This is a genomic window from Massilia sp. CT11-137 (assembly GCF_047302885.1).
Classification (GTDB): Bacteria; Pseudomonadota; Gammaproteobacteria; order Burkholderiales; family Burkholderiaceae_D; genus Telluria; species Telluria orientalis.
In genome coordinates this window covers 1,661,419-1,679,928 of the sequence record NZ_JBKYMP010000001.1, presented here as the reverse complement: position 1 = coordinate 1,679,928, position 18,510 = coordinate 1,661,419, and the positions used below count along the sequence as shown (strand labels likewise).

Sequence of the window (18,510 nt, the reverse complement as noted above, 5' to 3'; positions counted from 1 at the left end):
GATTCAGGGAGTCACGGCGATCCGGACCTCGCCGTTTTCGATGCTGAGCCTGTCTTCGATGAACAGGCGCACCGCTTTCGGATATATGACGTGTTCCTCGGCCAGCAGGCGTTCGGCCAGGCTGTCTTCCGTATCGCCCGGCAGCACGGGGATGCGCGCCTGGATCACGGCCGGACCGTGGTCCAGCTCGGCGGTGACGAAATGCACGGTCGCGCCGTGTTCCGCCACGCCCGCGTCCAGCGCCTGCCGGTGCGTGTGCAGTCCGGGGAACAGCGGCAGCAGCGACGGATGGATGTTCAGCATGCGGCCCGCGTAGTGTTCGACGAACGGCGCCGTCAGGATGCGCATGAAGCCGGCCAGCACGACGAGGTCCGGATTGAACCGGTCGATCGTTTCCTGCAGGGCGGCGTCGAACGCTTCGCGGGTCGGGAATTCCTTGTTGGGGACGACGGCGGTCGGAATGCCGTGGGACGCGGCAAATGCCAGGCCCTTGGCGTCCGGCTTATTGCTGATCACGGCGGCGATACGGGCCGGCCAGGCTTCGGCCTGCTGCGCGCGCACGATGGCTTCCATGTTGCTGCCGCGGCCAGAAATAAGGATCACGATATTTTTCATAAGCGCGCATTGTAACCCGAGCCGATGGGCGGACCCAAGGAAGGAAATGACGGCAACGCCGCGCTTACTTGAACGCGTGGGGCCCCACCCACCCCACGGGTTGGGGCGATTGCGGCTCTTCGAAGGAATAAAATACGCGGAACGGAACTTTTTTCTCAGCCCAGAACTCGGCCGCGTCGCGGAAGACGTCGAGCAGGGTTTCGCGTGCTTCCTTGTCGAATTTTTGTGTATTCGGCAATTGATCCAGCACGGCGATGAAGCCCGGCTGCGGTCCGGCCTCGGCGATGACTTCGGTGAGACAGTTGCGCAGCGCGTCGAAATTCTTGCTGCAGGGTTTGGGGAAGAAGAATTGCTCGCCGATGCGGGCACAGACCTGCTGCTTCGTCAGCGCATTCGTGCACAGGGCATAGAGAAAATGATGACCAAGGCGCATCGCCTCCTTCTGCAGCTCCGGTGCACGGTAAGCGCGGATGGACTGCACAAGATTCGGCGGTACTCTCATCAACAAACTCATTTTTTCCTCAAGTCACCCAGTCTGGTTCTGCTGCTCCAGCGCGCGGTGGTTTGCGGAAGCGGCGGGGTTGTTCGCTTTCTCCTGGTCTGATTTCCACGCGCCAATAAAACCCTAAGTCTCCTAAGGGTAACGTTTTGTGGTAAGCGAATCAACCCGAATATGGACGAGCCGCTCATATTTGTAAAAAAAGACGAGTTTTTTCATCCATTGTTGGCGCTTTTTCCACGCTTTTCTCCTCTGAACCGGGCGTTTTGGCGCGTATACCTGCTGTTACATTTTGTTGCCACACGGATCGGAAACACGGGCCAACCAGCGCTAAGATTCAGTGGTGGGCGAAACGCCTTTCGATACCAACAGATCAGCAGCACCACCAAAACGAGGTATGAGCATGAACGTCAAAGCCAAACTGATTCTCTCCGCCCTGGGCGTGTGCGCCCTGCCGCTGGCCCAGGCACAGGCCGGCGATTTCGAGGACTTCGGCCGCGTGACGCGCGTCCAGCCGCGCATCGAGCAGGTGCGTACGCCGCGCCAGGAATGCCGTACCGATTACGTGCAGGCCCAGGTGCCGCAACAGCGCAGCCAGGCCGGCACCGTTATCGGCGGCATCGCCGGCGCCCTGCTGGGCAGCCAGGTGGGTGGCGGCAACGGTCGCGTCGCGGCTGCCGCGGCCGGTGCGATCGCGGGCGGCATGGTCGGCGACAACGTCGACAATAACGGCCGCAACTACGGCCCGCAAGTGCAGGAACAGGCCGTGCAGCGCTGCCGCACCGTCGACTCCATCCAGGAGCGCACGAACGGCTACGACGTGACCTACGATTACCGCGGCCACACCTACACGACGGTCATGAACCGCGACCCGGGCAACCGTGTGCGCCTGCGCGTGTCGGTCGAACCGGACCAGTATCAGTAATACATCTTCCGGTGCCGGGGGACGCCTCCCTTCTCCGCACCGTCGGTTCATCGCTCCAGAACGCCCGGCCCTTGCGCCGGGCGTTTGCTTTGGTGCCGGCCCGACCCGATCCGCACCAACAATAATTTACCTATTGAAATATAAATTGTTAAAATGAATGATTAAAAATGCAACATATATGTTGCATTTTTTTTATGTGGGCCTATAGAATTGCGTCTGTACAACCAAGCAGCCCGACGGCTCCTCGCTGAGCCAACCTTCCAATGACGCACCAACCTGCGCGAATCACATGCAAAAAAATCTATTTTCTTAATTTTGATTGATTTTTTTATCAATCGAAATTAAACTTTTCTCGTACCGCCACCGATATGCTGGTTACGCGAGGAAATTTTGACAACACACGATCTGTCCGTACGAGTTGCCGAACGCCGGCTGCTGGCGTGCCTGTGCATCGTCCTGGTCCTGCTTCAGGTATTCGACCTGCACAGCACGATGTGTGCATATGCCGCCGGACGGTCCGAGACCAATCCGCTCATTCTCTGGCTCACCGGCCACCTGGGCCTGGCCCCCGCGGTCGTGCTCTTCAAGATGTTCGCGGCGACCGTCATCGCGGTGTATTACCTCGTCGTGAGCAACTTCGAGCGGACGTTCTGGCCATCGATCTCGCTCGTCCCCGTCTGCGCCGTATACGTCACGGTCATCGTCAACAATTACTCGTAGAGGACCCATGCCGACCTTCCGTTGCTCGGCCGGCCACGAGGCCGCCATCGTTTTCAGCGATGAACAAGTCCGCCATGCCTGCCCGGCGTGTGGCGTCGACGTCTACAAATACCGCGACGCGGTACTCGACGACGACGGACCCGGCGAGACCATAGATGCGACGCCGGACGCAGCCCGGCCCGGGCCGGCGTGGCACGCGCAGCGGATGTGCATCGCCATCGGCGGCACCGTGCTCGTCGCGGTCGCGGGGCTCGCCCTGCTGCAGCGCCCCGGTTCGCGCGCCGCCGTGCCGGCCAGCGCCGGCCCGGTCATCCCGGTGGCGACTGCACCGGCCGCCCCCGCGCGCGCCGCGGACGCCGGCGCGGACGCGGTCACGATCACGGGTTTCTCGGCCGTGGCGACCGCTGCCGGGACCGTGAAGATCGCGTTCCGGCTGACCAACCGCTCGGGTGCGGCGCGTGCGTACCCCGCACTCGCCGTGCACTGGCACGACGCGCCCGGCGCCGACACCGTCATCGGTGGCGACGCCTACGCCCATCCACCCCTTCCTTTCACCACGGCCGACGTCGCGCTGGAACTGGAGCGCCCGGCTGGCGCGACCGGCATCGACGTCGCGCTAGCCAATTGAGGTTCCCCATGCGCACACTCGCCCTTGCCGCCCTGCTGGCCTGCTGCACCCAGGCGCGCGCGGATTTCATGCAGGATTTGCACGCGAAATACCCCGAGACCAAGAATGCCGTCGTAAAGAAAGCCTTCGGCAACTTCTATTCGGTCGTCCGGGGCAACGAGGTTGTCTACATCAATGACGACCTGTCCATCCTGATCAACGGCGACGTCGTCGACCTGAAGGCGAACCGGTCCCTGACCAGTGCCCTGCGCGACGCGAACCGACCCAAATTCAGCATGTCGGACCTGCGCGAAGCGGACGCGATCCGGATCGGCACGGGCCGCCGCCGTCTCGTCGTGTTTTCCGATCCGGATTGCCCGTACTGCCGCCAGTTGCAGGGCGAGCTGGGCAAGCTGCAGGACGTCTCCGTGTTCGTGCTGCCCCTTCCGTTGACCGGCCTGCATCCGAATGCCGCGGCCATCGCGGAAAGCATCTGGTGCGCCCCCGATGCCGGCGCGGCCTGGAACGGCTACCTGCTGCGCGGCGTCAAGCCGGCCGACAAGTCGTGCGCGAATCCGCTCGAGCGCAATGCCGCGCTGGCGGCGAAATACCAGGTGTTCGGCACGCCGGCCATCGTGCTCGAGGACGGGTCCATCATCCCCGGTGCCTTGCCGGCGCCGGCCATCGAGGCGCGCCTGGCGGCGCTGGCAAAAAAATGAGGGCCCTCGCCTGGCTCACGCGCCGGCGCGTGACGGCGCCCGCCCCGGCTGCCGCGGGCGCGCTCGCGCTCGTCGCGTCGACCTTCGACGAGGTCGCCGAGGCGCGCGACCGCGAATTGCTCGGCACCGCGCTGGCGTCGCTGAACGACCAGATGCACGAGATCATCAACCGCAACGCCGATGGCGTGAACCGCTCCGCGCTCGGCGTGCGCCGCGAAACCGATCTGCTGCTTTCGCTCGGCATCTCCGATCCGTTCGCCGCGAAGGCGGGCTCCTATGCGCAGATGGCGCTGGAACTCGCCAACGCGGGGCGTGGCGTCGACCTGCAGGCGCAGGCCCATCACATGACGCCGGCCGCGCGCGCGGAGGTGGTCGCGCGCGCGATGACCCTCGTCATGCGCGCCGAGATGCTGATGGCCCACGCCAAGAAGAACAATCTCGCCAACATCCAGTCGGCACTCGCGCAGCAGGAGCAACTCATGCGCGGCGCGCGCGCGGTGCTGGCCTGCACGCAAGCGTAGGAGGCTTTCATGAAAAACGTCCTCGGCATCATCCTGAACGAATCGCGCTACAGCATGTACCACCTGGCGTCGATCGCGCTGTTCCTGCTCGGCTTCTTCGTCACGTTCACCGCAAGCGACCTGGGACCGTTCGCGCCGCTGCTCGTATCGGGCGGCATCTACCTGGTCGCGCTCTCCATCCTTCTCCAGGCCGTGTACTGGCTGAAGGCTTTCCTGCGCAGGATGCTCGGCTCATGGCTCGCCAGCTGATCGCCGCCATGCTTGCGCTGGCCGCCGCCTCGGTCCGCGCCGACTGCTTCGACCGCGCCGCGGCGCGTTTTGGCCACAACGCCGACCTGCTGCGCGCGATGGCCGAGCAGGAATCCGGCAACCGGGCGGACGCGCTCGGACCGGTCCTCGCGGACGGCAATCGCGCGCTCGGGAAAATGCAGGTCAACTCGGTCCACCTGCCCGAACTGGCGCGGTACGGGGTCACGCGCCGGGACCTCATGACGGACTGCGGCAGCGTGTTCGTGGGCGCCTGGATTTTCGCGCGCTATGTCGCGCTGGTCGGCCCGACCTGGCGCGCCGTCGGTATCTACAACACCGGGCCGGCGTCCGACAACCATGCCGCCCAGGCCCGCTACATCGCCGCCGTGCGGCGCCGGTTCGAGCGGCTCCAGCGCGCCCATGCAATGGCCGTCCGGGGGAACGAATGACGCGCCTCCTGTGCACCGTGCTGCTGCTCGCCGTCGCGGCCCTCGCGCGCGCCGAAGACCTCGGCGTGAGTGGCCGGACGGGCCCCGTCGACCGCGACGCGCGCACGCAAATGAAGAACCGCATCCGCGCCAGGGAGGCCAACGGCGATCTGGCCCGCTTCTGGAACGACTACCGCGCCAGAACCATCGAGGCCATCAAGCATCCGGCGCCGCTCGGGGTGCCGAGCGATGCACGCTACCGCACGGAGCTGCACGACCTGCGCTTCGTGATGCCGCAGGATTACCGCGACGAGACCGGCCGCATCGTCGTCCGGCGCGGCACGGTCATCGAACCGCTGAAGATCCAGCCGCTCACGACGGGCCTCGTGTTCATCGACGGGCGCGACGAGGAACAGATCCGGTACGCGCTCGCGGCGGGACAACGCGAGCGGCTCAAGATCGTCCTGACGGCGGGCTCCCCCTACGACCTGCGGGTGCGGTTCAGGAACGTCATGTGGAACGGCGCACCGACGGTGCCGTTCTATTTCGACCAGCGCAAGCTGATCATCAATCAACTGCAGCGCCTGTACGGCATCGAACTGCGCAGCGTGCCGGCGAAGCTCACCCAGCAGGGCAGCCAGCTGCGCATCGACTTCGGGATACGAAAATGAAACGATGGATGGCAATACTGCTGGTGGCCGGCGCCTTCCTGGCCCCGGCCACGAACGCCGAGCCCGGCATCGGTCCGGTCTGCACCGGCAAGTTTCCCAACCTGATCACCGAGGTCTGCTACGACTGCATGTTTCCCATCAGCCTGGCGGGCAACCTGGTCAACTTCGGCGTGTCCGGCGACGACTACGACAGCGGCGCAGGCGGGTCGGCGACGTGCCTGTGCCTGGGCTCGCTCACGGCCGGCACCCCCGTAAGCTTCTGGGAACCGGTCTTCATGGTCGACGTCACCAACAAGCCCGGCTGCATGCCGCTGCTGGGCGGCGTCGACATCTCGCCGCCCTACAACGAGATGGAATACGGGACCATGAAGCGCACCCCGGCATCGTCCGGCCTGGGGGGCAGGGGCGCATTCTTGCACATCAACGAGTACGTCAATCCGGTCCTGACGGCGCTGGGCGTGATTTCCGATTCCCCGTGCCTGGACCAGCGCGGATTCGACGCCCCGTTCATCAGCTGGGCAGATCCGACCTGGAACGACGACGCGCTCGCGATGATCCTCACGCCATACGGGTACGCCTTCGCCGGCATTCCCTCGATCGCGGCCGAAGCGCCGGACTCGATCGCGGCCACGTTCGGCTTCCCGATCGCGTCGCTGTTCTGGGTGGCCGGCGCCTGGGGGCCGCTGTACCCGGTGACCGGCAACGTGGCCACGGCCAACACCCCGGAACAGGTCACCCACCTGCTGACGGCGCGGCTGTTCGCCAAGCTCCATGCGACCGGCGTGCAGCAGTCGACCGCCGGCGCCGATGCGCTGCGGTCGTGCGGCGCGCTGGGCGTACCGGAATTCCTGATGGACAAGCGGCAGTACAAGACGAACCGCGTGTTCCCCTTCCCCGACAACATGTGCACGCCGTTCGGCCGCCCCCTGGTGCTCCAGGAAAAAGGCGCGGCACGGCCGCAGGACAAGGACTATGGCTACTTTATTTTCCGTAAGAAGGACTGCTGTGCGCCCGTCTATTCGCCTATGTGAAGCGCTGTGCGCCGCGCTCTGCTGCACGCTGGCCTCAGCGGCCGGCGCGCAGGGCCTGTTCGAGAGCATGCGCGCCACCGGTGCGGCCAGCCAGCCCGGCGGCTACGTGTTCGTCTCGGGCCGCCTGCCCGACACCACCCTGATCCCGCTGTCCCGGGACGCCCGCCGCGCCGGTTTCACGCTGGTCCTCAACGGGTTCTGGGACGACCTCGACGCCACCCGCCGGCGCGTGGCGCACATCAACGCGGCCTGCTGCGGGCAGGCCGGCGCGCGCTGGCAGATCAACCCGCTCATGTTCGAACGCTACCGGGTCGACGCCGTGCCGAGCTTCGTGGTGACGGTCGGTCCCGGCACCGCGCCCGCCGACTACAGCAAGGTGACGGGCGAAATGAGCGTGGCGAACGCGCTCAAGTTCTTCGCGCAGCAGTCGAAGGTCGCCGCCGTGCGACGGTACGCGGCCGCAGCCTACACCCAGGCTTTCGCGACGCAGTAAAAGTTTAATTTTGATTGACTTTAAAGTAAATTAAAATTAAAATTATTACAAATTCAGCAAGACAATGCCTATGAAACCCGTTGTGTTCATCCTCGCCATGTCGTGCGTTCACGCAGGCGCCGCCCCGGCCGCTTTCGTGGAACGCGCGCCCTATGCAAGCGGCGCCGCTGTCATCGAGCCGGTGGACGGCGGCGAATACGTGTACGGCGCACCGGTCCCCGACGGCCGCCTGCGCACGCAGGCCGTCCTCGTGGGTGCGCCGCAACGCCAGGCCTATGTGTTCTTCTCCGCCGAGGAAGAAGCCGCCCTGCTCGCCTACCGCGACCAGGCGCTGGCGGAGCAGCTCAAGCGCCGCGTCACGACCGCGCGCACGCGGCACTACCGCGCGACCGCCTCGCTCGACTGGCCCAAAGTGGTCGTGCGCGCCGATGAAATCTGCGTGCCCGAGCTGGCCAGCAGCAGCGCCGCCGACTGGCGCGACCATCTCGTCTGCCATCGCGACGGAGGCCTGCAATGAGCGTGGAACGCGTACCGAAGCACGGCAAGGCCGACGTGGCGTTCGCTGGCGCGCAACTGGGGGATGCATGGCTGCTGATCGGCTCCGTATTCGCCGCGATGGTCGCCGGCGGCATATTCGGCTGGGTGGCCTACATCGGCATCCCCGTGCTGGGGTACCTCCTCACCAAAGCGTACATCCAGTGGAAGAGCAACAACCTGCCGGGGCACCTGCAGGTCCTGCTGTACCGGGTCGGCCTGGCAGGCTATTCGGCCGCGTTCAACCGCAAGAAGAAGCTGTTCATCGGCGACAGCAGGATCGTCAACCCCGCGGCGCTGCAGATCGTCGCCGTCGTCCGCGACGACGCCCGCTCCGCGCGCGCCGACGCCGGCCTGCGGATACCACACAGCGCCGACGACACGAATGAAGTCGTGACTTGAAGGAACTGGAAACATGGACATTCAACAACGAAGCATCTCGATCGCCGGCCTGCAGAAGACCGTGAACTTCGTCATCACGTCGAACGTGGGCCTCGTCGCCATCGCGCTGATCCTGACCGCGGTCCTGTTCAGCCAGAGCAAGATCGTCATCCTGCAGACGCCGGGCATGCCGGCCAGCAGCGAGATCCAGAAGACGACGATGGACATCGGCGCGCAGCGCGCCATCCTGGTCGCCGTGACCAGCAACCTGACCCAGGTGAATCCCGCGAACGTCGAGTACCAGAAGAATTTCCTGCAGGCGTTCCTGGCACCGGCGATGTACACGAAGCTCAGCGCCGAAGTGGAGACCAAGGCCCGGCTGCTGGCCGACCAGCGCGAGCTCGGCTCCTATTACTTCGTGCTCCGCTCGCACGAGTACGACCCGAAGATCAACAAGCACTTCGTGCTCGGCGACGTGCATACCGTGAACGCGGCCAAGGACACGGCCGAACCCTACGTGTTCGAATACGCGCTTCACATCGACAACTACCGTCCCGTGATCGACGACGTCACGTCCTACCGCGGCGACAGTGCACACAACAGCGCGTGGCTGGAGGCGCAGAAACGATGAAATACCCGATGCCCATTTCCCTGCTGCTGCTAGGCGCAGCGGCCATCCCGGCGCAGGCGCAGCAGACCGCGAGCGCGACCTTCGCGCCCGTCCCCGTGCGCACGACGGCGTCGGCCGAGTTCCCGGTACGCAAGGTCAAGGCGACGCTGAAGACCCCTGCGGCGCCGAAGGCCGACCGTCTTGCCGTGCATCCCGACGCGGCCATCAAGGACACCCGCGCGCCGGAAGTCGTCCTGCCGGGCGTGATGAAGATCGCCGGCGCCGACGCGCACGCGCTCGATTTCACCCGCGCACGCATCGTCGAGGTCACGAACGGCGGCTCGCAGACCGTGTACGTGAGCGTCAGCGACCAGAACCGGATCCAGCTGCCGTGGCCGAACACCAAGGTCGTCGGCACCGAGGAGCTCATGGTCGACAAGCGGCCGACCAGCAACAACGTCTATGTTCAGTTCAAGGAAGGCGTGAAGCGCGCCGTGCAGGTGTATTTCGAGCAGCCGGACGGCCCGTCCGTGCTGGGACTGCAGCTGGTGCCCAAAGACATTCCCGCGCAGACGATCCTCGTGCGCGACGCCAGCCTGCAGTCCGGCGAACGGCGGCCCGTCAAGGGCGGCGACTACGTCGCGGCTATTCAGGGCGTGATGGAAGACGTGGCCCTCGGCGCCGCGCCACAGGGGTACTCGCAGTCGGACATCGCGGCCGGCCCCATCGCGCTGAACGGCCTGGTCGTCACGCCGCAGCGGATGTACTCGTCGGCCGACAAGGACATCTACGTGTACGACGTCGCCAATCCCGGCCCGAACCGGGCGGCGCTGCAGGAAAAGGAATTCGACGGCGAGAACGTGCTCGCCATCTCGATCTTCCCCAGGCCGGTCATTGCGCCCAGCGAGCACACGAGGGTGATCGTGCTGACCCGCAAGGCATCGGGAGGCTGACATGTCGGACACGGGCGTGATCGCGAAGTACAGGCAGCAATGGATGGAGATGGACCCCAAGTTCAAGTACGCGATCGGGGCCATCATCGTGGGCGGGGGCATCCTGATGGTGGTGAACTCGCGCGAGCGCGAACAGAGCATGCAGGAGGAGCAGGTGCGCCGGGTCGCCACGGCGACGGCGAAAGCCAACGCCGAGCACGGCGGGACGCTGCCGAACAGCGGCAACACGTTCAGCGCGCTGCCCTCGTCGAACCGCAACCAGGGCCTCGAGGATCTGCTGGCCTCGCTCGACAAGGCCCGCACCGACGCGAAGGAAGCCCACGATCAATCGAAGTCGATGGACGAACAGCTGCGCCGGATGAACGAACGCATGGCGCAGATCGAAGGCCGCGCCGCGCTGCCGGCGGCCTCCGCGGCACAAGCCGGCGGTGCCGGCGCCACGGGTCCGGCGTCCGCCGCGGCGCCGTACGAAAACCTGCCGGCGCCCGTCGATTTCGGCCAGCCGGGCACGGCCGGGAAGGACAAGGGCGGCGCGACCAGTCCGTACGCCGATGCCGCGCTGCCGCCGGAACACGACGCCGTGAAGCTGCGCAGGACGGCCATGAAGGTCTGGGACAGCGAGGCCCGGCCGGCGCGCCACACCGCGGACGACACGCCGACGCTGACGATACCGACGAACACCGCGCTCGAAAGCGTCATGCTGACCGGTATCAACGCGAGATCGAACTCGTCCGGCGGTGCGGCCAGCGGCACGGTCCTGTCGGCCAACAACGTCGGCGCGCCGTTCGTGAGCCGGCTGAAAGGCGATGCCATCCTGCCGAACGGCTGGCGCGTGTCCGACTTCAACGACTGCTTCATCAGTGGCACGGGGATCGCGATCCTGTCGAGCGAACGGGCCAACGTCATCTCGAACGTGATGTCGTGCGTCGACAAGCGCGGCAACGTGTACGAGGCGAAGATCAAGGCCTACGGCGTGGACCTGGACGGCATCCAGGGCATCTCCGGCCGCGTGGTGACCAAGCAGGGCTCGCTGCTGGCGAAGACCGCGCTCGCGGGCGTGGCGTCCGGCCTCGGCACCGCGTTCAGCCCGACCGCCCTGCCCGGCTACAACCAGAACATGCAGAGCGGCGACCGCCAGGGCATCCAGTGGCCGAACCCGAGCCTCGTCGCCGGCAGCGCGCTTGGCGGCGGCGTCAACGAAGCGAGCAAGGCGCTGGCCAGGTTCTATCTCGACTATGCCAAGGAAATGTTTCCCGTCATCGAGGTGAATGCCGGCACGCGCGTCACCTGGATTCTGCAGGAAACGGTCGAGCTCAATCCGATGAGAAAGACGAACTGATGAACCATTCGATCAAGATCCTGGCCGCGGCCGCGCTCGCCACCGCCGTCGCCGGCTGCAGTTTCAACCCCATCGGCGAAAGCAGCTTCGACTGCAATCGCAAGGAAAACCCGTCGGCATACTGCCGGTCGTTCAAGGCGCTGGAAAAGAGCACCAACGGACCGCTGCCAGAAAGCCGCTTCGACAAGGAATTCCGGATGAGCGACTACGACCGGGCCACAGGCATCGCGCCCGACGGACCGGCGCCGCAGGCGGCGGACACGCTGCCCGCGGCGGGCGCGGCCCTGCTCCCGCACCAGCGCCTGCATGGCGGGGGCGATCCGGTTGCCGGCCTGCCGGTGCGCAAGGCGCCCGTCGTGCAGCGCGTCTTCATCAAGCGCTTCGTGGACGAGAACGACAGCCTGCAGGACGACATGATCGTCTACCGCGAAGTCCGGGGCTCGCGCTGGACCGGCTTCGAGGCCGGCCAGGGCGCGCGTGCCGCCGGTGCCTATCCGCACCGTCCAAGAAACAGCACCCCCGTGGAGGCGGACGCCGACGTGCCGCTTGCACAGCAAACGAATCTCGCCCAGCCAGACGGCCCCGCCGATGGCACGGCAGGGTCAGCCATGTCACCCGCTGGACCGCAAAGTGGTGGCGTCAATGTTCTGAAGACAGAAAGGTAATCGCTATGAAATTCCTGAAAGACCTCACCCCGCAACGCGCCGGATGCCTGCTGGTCGCCGTCGGCGCGCCGCTCGCCCTCCTCGCCAGTGTCGCCGCGATGAACGGCGGTTCGGCGCTGACCGCCGGCGCGTTCGACGCGGTCGTCACCATGCTGCAGAACATGCTGAAAAGCACCTGGACCATCATGCTGGCCCTCGTGGTCCTGGTGGCGGCCGTTTGGCAGCTGGCGCATGGCGGCGGCTACAAGACGATCGGCCTGATCCTGGGCGTGCTGGCCATCGCGCTGGTCGGCCCCGGCTTCCTGACCACTGTGTCGACCAGCATGCCGAACGCCGCGCAGATGCAACTGATCGCGCAGGCGCAAGTGGCAGCCCCGGCCGTGCCGAGCGTCGTGGTGGCCGAGTAAGTCTTTCCGTAACCGGACATGGCGGAGCTTCCGCCATGTCATCCCTGGGAACCGAACCATGATCGTCGTTAACCGTCCCGATATCCCGACGCAAGTCAGCAGCGGCTTCGTGTACCTGGAGTCGTATGCGCGCGAGAGCAACCTGATCGTCACGAAGCCCGAGGGCGACAGCATCTATGTCGGACGCTGCTACGAAATGAGTCCGCTGTCGGGCGGCGGGACCGAGTTCGCCGGGCTCATCCAGAACATCTACAAGAGTGCGCCGGACGACGCACTGCTGCAGATCAGTCTGCTCAACATCCCCGACCACGACGTTCCGTACAACCTGGTCCGGGGCAAGGCCTCCGGCAACCGGCTCCTGCAGGAGCTGATGCAACGGCAGGCCCGCCTGTACGAAAACGCGAAGCGCATCGGCGCGCTGGCCGATATGCCGGCGGTCAACCGCAAATCCCTCATCATGTCGTTCATGACGCCGGTGAACCTCGTCAACGACACGACCCTCGAGCTGGCGCTCGTCGCCCAGAACGAATTCCTCGCCGGCCTCAAGGCGTGTGGCTTCCTCGACGTGCAGGCGCGCACCCCGTCCGAGGTGCTTGCGATCTATCGGCAATGCGTGAACATCTACGACAGGCGCAAGGAGCTGCCGCTCGACGACGTGATGGAACTGCGCCACCAGGTGTTCGGCCCGGACGAGGTGTTCGACTTCTCGGCGGACGAATACGCCGTGTTCAACAAGCGGCTGTATTGCGCGGCCGTCGTGCCCAAGGCGCTGCCGCCGATGATCGCGCACGGCGTGGCGAACCTCCTGATCGGCGCGCCCCTGAACGGCGGCGCGACCAAGGACGGTGGCGGCGTGCGCGTGAAGACGCCGTTCATCCTGAATGCGACGGTGCGCGTGGCGAACCAGCGCAAGGAGCTCGAGCGCATCGCCAGGGCGATCAAGTCGCGCAACCGGACCGACAACAACCTGTGGTTTTCCCTTGGCGCCGAAAACGGCGCGGAGATCGCCAGCGACCTGGTGTACCTGCAGCAGACGTGCAAGGACGGCACCAACAAACTTACGTTCGCGAGCATCACCGCGTTCGTGTTCTCGCATGACAAGCAGGAACTGGCGCAGGCCCGTTCCGACTTCAAGACCACGATGAACAACCTCGACTTCGACGCACGCGACGTGACCGACACGATCGGCGTGCGGTTCGTCCAGTCGCTGCCCCTGAACTACTCGACGAAGATCGCCGAGAAGCTCGATACCGAAGCCCTGGTCCCGGCCAGCGTGGCAGCCAAGCTGATGCCCATCTTCGGCGACTACCGCGGCAACGCCAGCGCGGCGCGCGACCGCATGGGTTCCGTGTATCTCACCCGGCGCGGCTCGGCGTATTACTTCGACCCCTTCCTGTCAAACAAGAACAAGAACGGCATCCTCGCGGCGGCCAGCGGCGTCGGCAAGTCATTCAAGATGCAGTACATGATCGCCAACGAGCTGGCCTCCGGCACGCGGGTGTCGCTGTTCGACAACGGTCGCTCGGCCAAGAAGTTCTGCGAGAGCGTCGGCGGCGACTTCATCGAATTCACGCTCGACTCGGCCACGCCGCCGTCGCTGAATCCGTTCACGGGACTCAGCGAGGAAGACTTCCTCGAACAGCATCCGGACATCACGGCCCTGATCCTGAAGGCGGCCTATTTCAACGAAGAGATCGAGGCCGGCGCGCGGATCGCCGTCAGCGAAGCGGTGAAGGCGGCATACGGGCGGTCGCGCGGCAAGGCCGACATCAACACGGTCATCGACGCGCTAGAGACGATCAAGCAGAACACGGACGACAGCAAGTTCAAGAGCGAAGTGCAGCTGGCCGCGTGCAACCTCGTGCCGCGCCTGCGCAACTTCGTCGATTCCCCCACGCGGGGCGGCTACTTCCTCGGCGAATCGAACCTGGCGGCGAACAACCAGTTCACGGTGTTCGAGCTGTCAGGCCTGGACGGCGACGAGCACCTCAAGCAGTGCGTCCTGTTCTTCGTGATGAACACCATCATGCGCCAGATGAAGAAACTCAGCGGCCGCAAGCTGATCATGCTGGACGAGGCGTGGCAGCTGCTGAAGGACCAGGGGGCCGCCGCCGTGATGGAAGGCCTGTACCGCAAGGCGCGCAAGGACCAGGGCTCGATCTGGGTGATCACCCAGAGCCCCCGCGACCTGGCGTCGAATCCCACCGGCGAAGTGATCCTCAGCCAGTCCGTGTGGAAGCTGGTAATGGAGCAGGAACCAGAGGAAATCGACAAGATCGTCGCCGAGGGCGTCATGACCAAGTTCGCTGGCGATGCCTATTTCAACAAGCTGATCAAGGACGTGAAGACGCAGAAGGGGATCTGCTCCGAGATCCTGATCTGCGGCGAGAGCACGTATGAAGTCGTGCGCCTGTACGTCGACCGGTTCACCGCCGCCCTGTTCTCGACCGACGGCGCCGATCGCGACGTCGTGTTCCAGCTGATGCGCAGCGGCGTGCCGGCCGCCGACGCCGTCAACATGGTGATCAGCGACGCGCGCGGCAAGCGCGGCAAGTGGCTCAAGGACATCGTCGCCCAGCTCCGCTCCGAGCACCTGAGCGATGCCGAGATCCGCCAGGAACTCGAGGAGATCCTGAATGGCTGACGCGCACCGCAAGACCGTCCCGCTGGGCGTGCAACTGCTCGCCACCGCCGGCCTGTGCGCGGTGTGCTTCTACGCCGGCGGCAAACTCAACGGCACGACGCCGAACGGCAAGTACCTCGTGGCGGACAAGAACGCCGTCATCCTGCAGGCCGTCCTGGAACGCGACAGCACCGACGCGCAGGCGCTCAAGGCGGATATCACGCAACCGATCGTCCAGGTCATGCGGGGCTACACGGAACAGGGTTATGTGGTCATCGATGGCGGCCGCGACGAGTACGGGAACATGACGATCGCCGCCCTGCCCGCCGGCACCCGCGACATCACCGCGGAACTGGCGGCGGCCGTCGCGCGCAAGGGGCCGGGCAAATGAGCCGCGCCAGTCGCCTGGCCATCGTGCTCGTGGCCGTCGTGTGTGCGCGCCTCGCGGTCGACGGCGCCATGGCGATCGCGGACGGCACCGGCGCGCCGGCCTGCCGCGGGCACAAGCCGGAGATGCAGAAAACCTGCTGGAGGAAGCTGGTATGAGACGGCCACCGCGCGCTGCCGTTACTCCCGCGCGGCTGTGGGCCGCGGTCGCGACCGGAGTCGCGTGCGCGGCCGCGCTGCATCTCGGCCACGGCCGCGCATTCGTCAGCCTGTCCTGGGATCCGCACGCCGTGAACTGCCTGCCCGAACTCCATCTCGCCCTGCTGGTGCACCGCCCGCCCGCGACGATCGAGCGCGGCGACTACCTCTTCTGGAAGGCGACGGCGACCGGCGCGCTGTCGTACGTGAGCGAAGAGTTCGTCCTCAAGCGCGTCGCCGGCGTGCCGGGCGATCGGCTCAGCATCCGCGCCGGACGCGTCTTCATCAACGGCAGGCTCGTGACCGAGGGCCTCGACGATGCCGTGCTGTACCGGCGCAAGCCGGCCGATTTCGAGCGCGAGGACGTGATCCCGCCCGGCCGCTACTTCATGATCGGCACGGCGCGGCTGTCGAACGATTCCCGTTACTGGGGCTACCTGCCGCGCGACGTCGTCGCCGGCAAGGGCTATCGCATTTACTGACATGCGTGACCTGATCCTGACTCTGCTGCTTTCCACCGCCTGCACCGCGCACGCGCAGGACGTCCGCGTGGACGACGCGTACGGCGACGCCTTCCTGCACTACCAGCCCTACGTCGTGAAGGGCAAGGAGACGAAGCGGCCCGACGCGCGGCCGCCCGCGCCGCCGCCCCCGCAAAAGCAGGAGGAGCGCAAGGTTACCGTGAGCTGGCTACGGGAGAACTACAAGGTCCTCGAGGAACGCGCCATCGACGATCCGACCGACGACAACGTCGCGGCCTACCTGTACGTCCGGCGCATCACGATGGATAAGTCGCAGCGGTTCTCGGAGAAGGTCACCGAGGTCACGAACGCCGACCCGCTGCTCAACGAAAACAACAGGATTCCCTATGCGAGCGCCGGCGCGCAGTCGGTGCGCGCGGCGAACCGCAATGCCCAGGAGCAGGCCGCGCGCGAACTGGCGGCCGTCGGCGGCCTCGTGATGTTCGTCGAAGGCACGTGCAGGTTCTGCGCGATGCAGGTGCCGGTCGTGAGTGCGCTGCGGGCGCGGTTCGGCATGGAGGTCCTCATCGTGTCGCTCGACGGCACCCGGCCGCAGGGCTACAACGGTCCGATCGTCAAGGACAACGGCTTGTTCCGCAAGCTCGACCTGAAACTCACGCCATCCATCGTCTACGTGCATCGCCCCCATGGCTACCGGGACGGCAAGGACGAGAACCAGTACCGCGTGATCGCGCAGGGCTTCTATGCGCAGGACGAACTGGTGAAACAGATCGCGTATTCCGGCTATTCGACCGGCAGTCTGTCGCGCGACACGATGCGCGACCTCGCCGTCTGGGACCGCGGCGTGGCCTCGACCGAGGACCTGCGCACCTTGCAGCTCGACGCGAAGGATCCCGCCGCCATCAAACGCAAGCTTCAGCCGCTTCTGCAGAAACAATATCAGTGAGCCCATCATGAAAGTACGCCCTGCCCTGACCGCATTGTCCCTGTTCCTTCTGTGCGCCACCGCGCACGCCGGCATCATGGCCGACCTGAACTCCATGTTCATGTCGAACACGACGGCGCCCGGCACGTTCACGACCCGGGACCGGGTCGGCATCTACGGCGGCGGGTATTCGATGCGTGCGCCGGTACAGAACGCCAACATCGTGTCGTTCGATCCGCCGCGGCTGAGCGCAGGGTGCGGACACGTCGACCTGTACGGCGGCAGTTTCACGTTCCTCAACGGCCAGGAACTCATCGGGATTTTCCGCAGCGTCGCCTCGAACGCGGCGGGCCTCGCGTTCAAGGCCGCGATCAGCGCCATCTCGCCGTCGCTCAGCCAGCTGATGGACCAGTTCCAGGGCCTGCTGCAGAACATGAACAACCTGGCCAAGAATTCCTGCGGCATGGCGCACCTGCTGATCCAACCGGCCGAGAGCGCCATCGCCAGCGCGACCGACGGGAGCGGCCTGGTGGGATCGACCATGAAATCCATGTTCACCGACATGGCGGCCGGCCTCAAGGCGTTCAATGCGAACACGGCGCAGTTCCTCTCACAATCGGCGGAAGGGAACGCGCAGGTCGGCAACCAGATCGCCAAGGCAATCGTTGCTTCCGGGTCGAGTTCCGTCCTGGGCCTGCTCGGCCTGCCCAACATCGACGGCAGCGTGGACGATTCGAGCGACCCGAATTCGTTGAACAACAAGATCCTGATGTCGCTGCTCGGGTACGAGATCGCCGGCATCCCCTGCCATACGTTCAATCCCGCTGGCACGGCGGATACGACCCAGAGCATCCCTCTCGCGCACAGTATTCCTGCCATCCCCCGCATCGATTGCCACGGGAACGCGACCATCACGCTCAACGATTTCGTGACGGGCGGCGGAACGGGATCGACCCGTCCGGACGTTCCGCTCCACCTCTACCAATGCCGCGACCCGGCAGGCACGACACCCACGAACGGCGGGTTCGATCACCAGATCTGCACCAGTGTCCAGGAGACGGACTTCAACTACGAGGGCATCGACGGCTGGATCAACCGCATGCTGTTCGGCTCCGCCGACGACACGTCCGTCGCGTCGAACTCGATCGTCGGGATCATCAACGGCGGCGCCAGCGGCCAGTTCTCGTCGGACCAGATGAAGTTCCTGCACCAGGCGAACTATCCGATCATCGCCCTCCTCCAGAAAAGCAGCAACCCGGAAGCGCGCAAGAGCATGGCGCGCAGGATGCGGGTCGGCATCCGCAACTGCGTGGCGGCGCAACTGGGCACGGCGCTGTACCGGGCGGCGGCCGCGGTCGGCAACAACAATTCCTACAAGTTGACGGACGAGTCCCGGAAGGCGACGGAACGCCTGCGTGTCGACTTCATGCAGCGGCAGCACGATTGCGACCACGACCGCTCCGTCCTGGAAATCGCCACGCTGCTGAACCAGGCAGCCATCCTGTCCGGCACGACGAACAAGTAAGCG

General features: G+C 65.5%; 25 protein-coding genes. 23 read left to right on the top strand and 2 right to left on the bottom strand.

Going from position 1 to position 18,510, the window contains the following annotated elements:
* Window positions 1-3 precede the first annotated feature (3 nt).
* Window positions 4-615 (bottom strand): phosphoribosylglycinamide formyltransferase, encoded by a 612-nt coding sequence (gene purN / locus ACEN98_RS07450; RefSeq protein ID WP_056136065.1) that lies wholly within the window; start codon window positions 613-615, stop codon window positions 4-6.
* A 64-nt stretch (window positions 616-679) separates the two neighbouring features.
* The gene (locus tag ACEN98_RS07445; RefSeq protein ID WP_049809485.1) at window positions 680-1,129 is read right to left on the bottom strand and encodes a barstar family protein; all 450 of its coding nucleotides are present in this window, start codon (window positions 1,127-1,129) and stop codon (window positions 680-682) included.
* 388 nt (window positions 1,130-1,517) lie between these two features.
* Between ACEN98_RS07445 and ACEN98_RS07440 the strand changes: the two genes are divergently transcribed.
* The 23 genes from ACEN98_RS07440 to ACEN98_RS07330 all read left to right on the top strand — a co-directional run bounded on the left by ACEN98_RS07440 (window position 1,518) and on the right by ACEN98_RS07330 (window position 18,507).
* The gene (locus tag ACEN98_RS07440) at window positions 1,518-2,039 is read left to right on the top strand and encodes a glycine zipper 2TM domain-containing protein (RefSeq protein WP_413337047.1); all 522 of its coding nucleotides are present in this window, start codon (window positions 1,518-1,520) and stop codon (window positions 2,037-2,039) included.
* A gap of 390 nt (window positions 2,040-2,429) precedes the next feature.
* Window positions 2,430-2,759 carry a DUF5658 family protein gene (locus ACEN98_RS07435; protein ID WP_413383105.1) on the top strand — a complete coding sequence of 110 codons (330 nt, stop codon included), beginning with the start codon at window positions 2,430-2,432 and terminating at the stop codon, window positions 2,757-2,759.
* Between the two features lie 7 nt (window positions 2,760-2,766).
* Window positions 2,767-3,387, top strand: coding sequence for a hypothetical protein (locus tag ACEN98_RS07430; protein ID WP_413383103.1), 621 nt, complete (start codon window positions 2,767-2,769; stop codon window positions 3,385-3,387).
* Between the two features lie 8 nt (window positions 3,388-3,395).
* Entirely contained in the window at window positions 3,396-4,085 is a 690-nt protein-coding gene (locus ACEN98_RS07425; RefSeq protein WP_413383101.1) for a DsbC family protein, read from the top strand.
* Complete coding sequence (locus tag ACEN98_RS07420) at window positions 4,082-4,606, top strand: hypothetical protein (RefSeq protein WP_413383099.1); 525 nt, start codon at window positions 4,082-4,084, stop codon at window positions 4,604-4,606. The genes ACEN98_RS07425 and ACEN98_RS07420 overlap by 4 nt, the downstream gene beginning before the upstream one ends.
* A gap of 9 nt (window positions 4,607-4,615) precedes the next feature.
* Window positions 4,616-4,855 carry a hypothetical protein gene (locus ACEN98_RS07415; RefSeq protein WP_413383097.1) on the top strand — a complete coding sequence of 80 codons (240 nt, stop codon included), beginning with the start codon at window positions 4,616-4,618 and terminating at the stop codon, window positions 4,853-4,855.
* The gene (locus ACEN98_RS07410; protein WP_413383095.1) at window positions 4,840-5,304 is read left to right on the top strand and encodes a lytic transglycosylase domain-containing protein; all 465 of its coding nucleotides are present in this window, start codon (window positions 4,840-4,842) and stop codon (window positions 5,302-5,304) included. Before ACEN98_RS07415 ends, ACEN98_RS07410 begins: the two co-directional genes overlap by 16 nt.
* Window positions 5,301-5,954: a conjugal transfer protein gene (locus ACEN98_RS07405; RefSeq protein ID WP_413383093.1), complete on the top strand. Its 654-nt coding sequence runs from the start codon at window positions 5,301-5,303 to the stop codon at window positions 5,952-5,954. Before ACEN98_RS07410 ends, ACEN98_RS07405 begins: the two co-directional genes overlap by 4 nt.
* An 8-nt stretch (window positions 5,955-5,962) precedes the next feature.
* A complete protein-coding gene (locus ACEN98_RS07400) occupies window positions 5,963-6,985 on the top strand; it encodes a TraU family protein (RefSeq protein WP_413383091.1) in 1,023 nt (340 codons plus the stop codon).
* Window positions 6,960-7,478 (top strand): type-F conjugative transfer system pilin assembly protein TrbC, encoded by a 519-nt coding sequence (gene trbC, locus ACEN98_RS07395; protein WP_413383089.1) that lies wholly within the window; start codon window positions 6,960-6,962, stop codon window positions 7,476-7,478. The genes ACEN98_RS07400 and trbC overlap by 26 nt, the downstream gene beginning before the upstream one ends.
* Before the next feature lie 70 nt (window positions 7,479-7,548).
* Entirely contained in the window at window positions 7,549-7,995 is a 447-nt protein-coding gene (locus tag ACEN98_RS07390; RefSeq protein ID WP_413383087.1) for a hypothetical protein, read from the top strand.
* A complete protein-coding gene (locus ACEN98_RS07385; RefSeq protein WP_413383085.1) occupies window positions 7,992-8,414 on the top strand; it encodes a hypothetical protein in 423 nt (140 codons plus the stop codon). Before ACEN98_RS07390 ends, ACEN98_RS07385 begins: the two co-directional genes overlap by 4 nt.
* 13 nt (window positions 8,415-8,427) lie before the next feature.
* Window positions 8,428-9,024, top strand: coding sequence for a TraE/TraK family type IV conjugative transfer system protein (locus ACEN98_RS07380; protein WP_413383083.1), 597 nt, complete (start codon window positions 8,428-8,430; stop codon window positions 9,022-9,024).
* Window positions 9,025-9,032: 8 nt separating this feature from the next.
* Window positions 9,033-9,956: a type-F conjugative transfer system secretin TraK gene (locus tag ACEN98_RS07375; RefSeq protein WP_413383081.1), complete on the top strand. Its 924-nt coding sequence runs from the start codon at window positions 9,033-9,035 to the stop codon at window positions 9,954-9,956.
* A gap of 1 nt (window position 9,957) precedes the next feature.
* Entirely contained in the window at window positions 9,958-11,295 is a 1,338-nt protein-coding gene (locus tag ACEN98_RS07370; protein ID WP_413383079.1) for a TraB/VirB10 family protein, read from the top strand.
* Window positions 11,295-11,960, top strand: a complete 666-nt coding sequence (locus ACEN98_RS07365; protein WP_413383077.1) for a TraV family lipoprotein — start codon at window positions 11,295-11,297, stop codon at window positions 11,958-11,960. Before ACEN98_RS07370 ends, ACEN98_RS07365 begins: the two co-directional genes overlap by 1 nt.
* 5 nt (window positions 11,961-11,965) lie before the next feature.
* Window positions 11,966-12,367 (top strand): hypothetical protein, encoded by a 402-nt coding sequence (locus tag ACEN98_RS07360; RefSeq protein WP_413383075.1) that lies wholly within the window; start codon window positions 11,966-11,968, stop codon window positions 12,365-12,367.
* Between the two features lie 58 nt (window positions 12,368-12,425).
* Window positions 12,426-15,011: a TraC family protein gene (locus ACEN98_RS07355; RefSeq protein ID WP_413383073.1), complete on the top strand. Its 2,586-nt coding sequence runs from the start codon at window positions 12,426-12,428 to the stop codon at window positions 15,009-15,011.
* Window positions 15,004-15,381: a hypothetical protein gene (locus ACEN98_RS07350; protein ID WP_413383071.1), complete on the top strand. Its 378-nt coding sequence runs from the start codon at window positions 15,004-15,006 to the stop codon at window positions 15,379-15,381. Before ACEN98_RS07355 ends, ACEN98_RS07350 begins: the two co-directional genes overlap by 8 nt.
* Window positions 15,378-15,536 carry a hypothetical protein gene (locus tag ACEN98_RS07345; RefSeq protein WP_413383069.1) on the top strand — a complete coding sequence of 53 codons (159 nt, stop codon included), beginning with the start codon at window positions 15,378-15,380 and terminating at the stop codon, window positions 15,534-15,536. The genes ACEN98_RS07350 and ACEN98_RS07345 overlap by 4 nt, the downstream gene beginning before the upstream one ends.
* The gene (gene lepB / locus ACEN98_RS07340; protein WP_413383067.1) at window positions 15,533-16,057 is read left to right on the top strand and encodes a signal peptidase I; all 525 of its coding nucleotides are present in this window, start codon (window positions 15,533-15,535) and stop codon (window positions 16,055-16,057) included. The genes ACEN98_RS07345 and lepB overlap by 4 nt, the downstream gene beginning before the upstream one ends.
* Window position 16,058: 1 nt before the next feature.
* Complete coding sequence (traF, locus tag ACEN98_RS07335) at window positions 16,059-17,003, top strand: conjugal transfer protein TraF (RefSeq protein WP_413383065.1); 945 nt, start codon at window positions 16,059-16,061, stop codon at window positions 17,001-17,003.
* Between the two features lie 7 nt (window positions 17,004-17,010).
* Complete coding sequence (locus ACEN98_RS07330; RefSeq protein WP_413383063.1) at window positions 17,011-18,507, top strand: conjugal transfer protein TraH; 1,497 nt, start codon at window positions 17,011-17,013, stop codon at window positions 18,505-18,507.
* Window positions 18,508-18,510 lie beyond the last annotated feature (3 nt).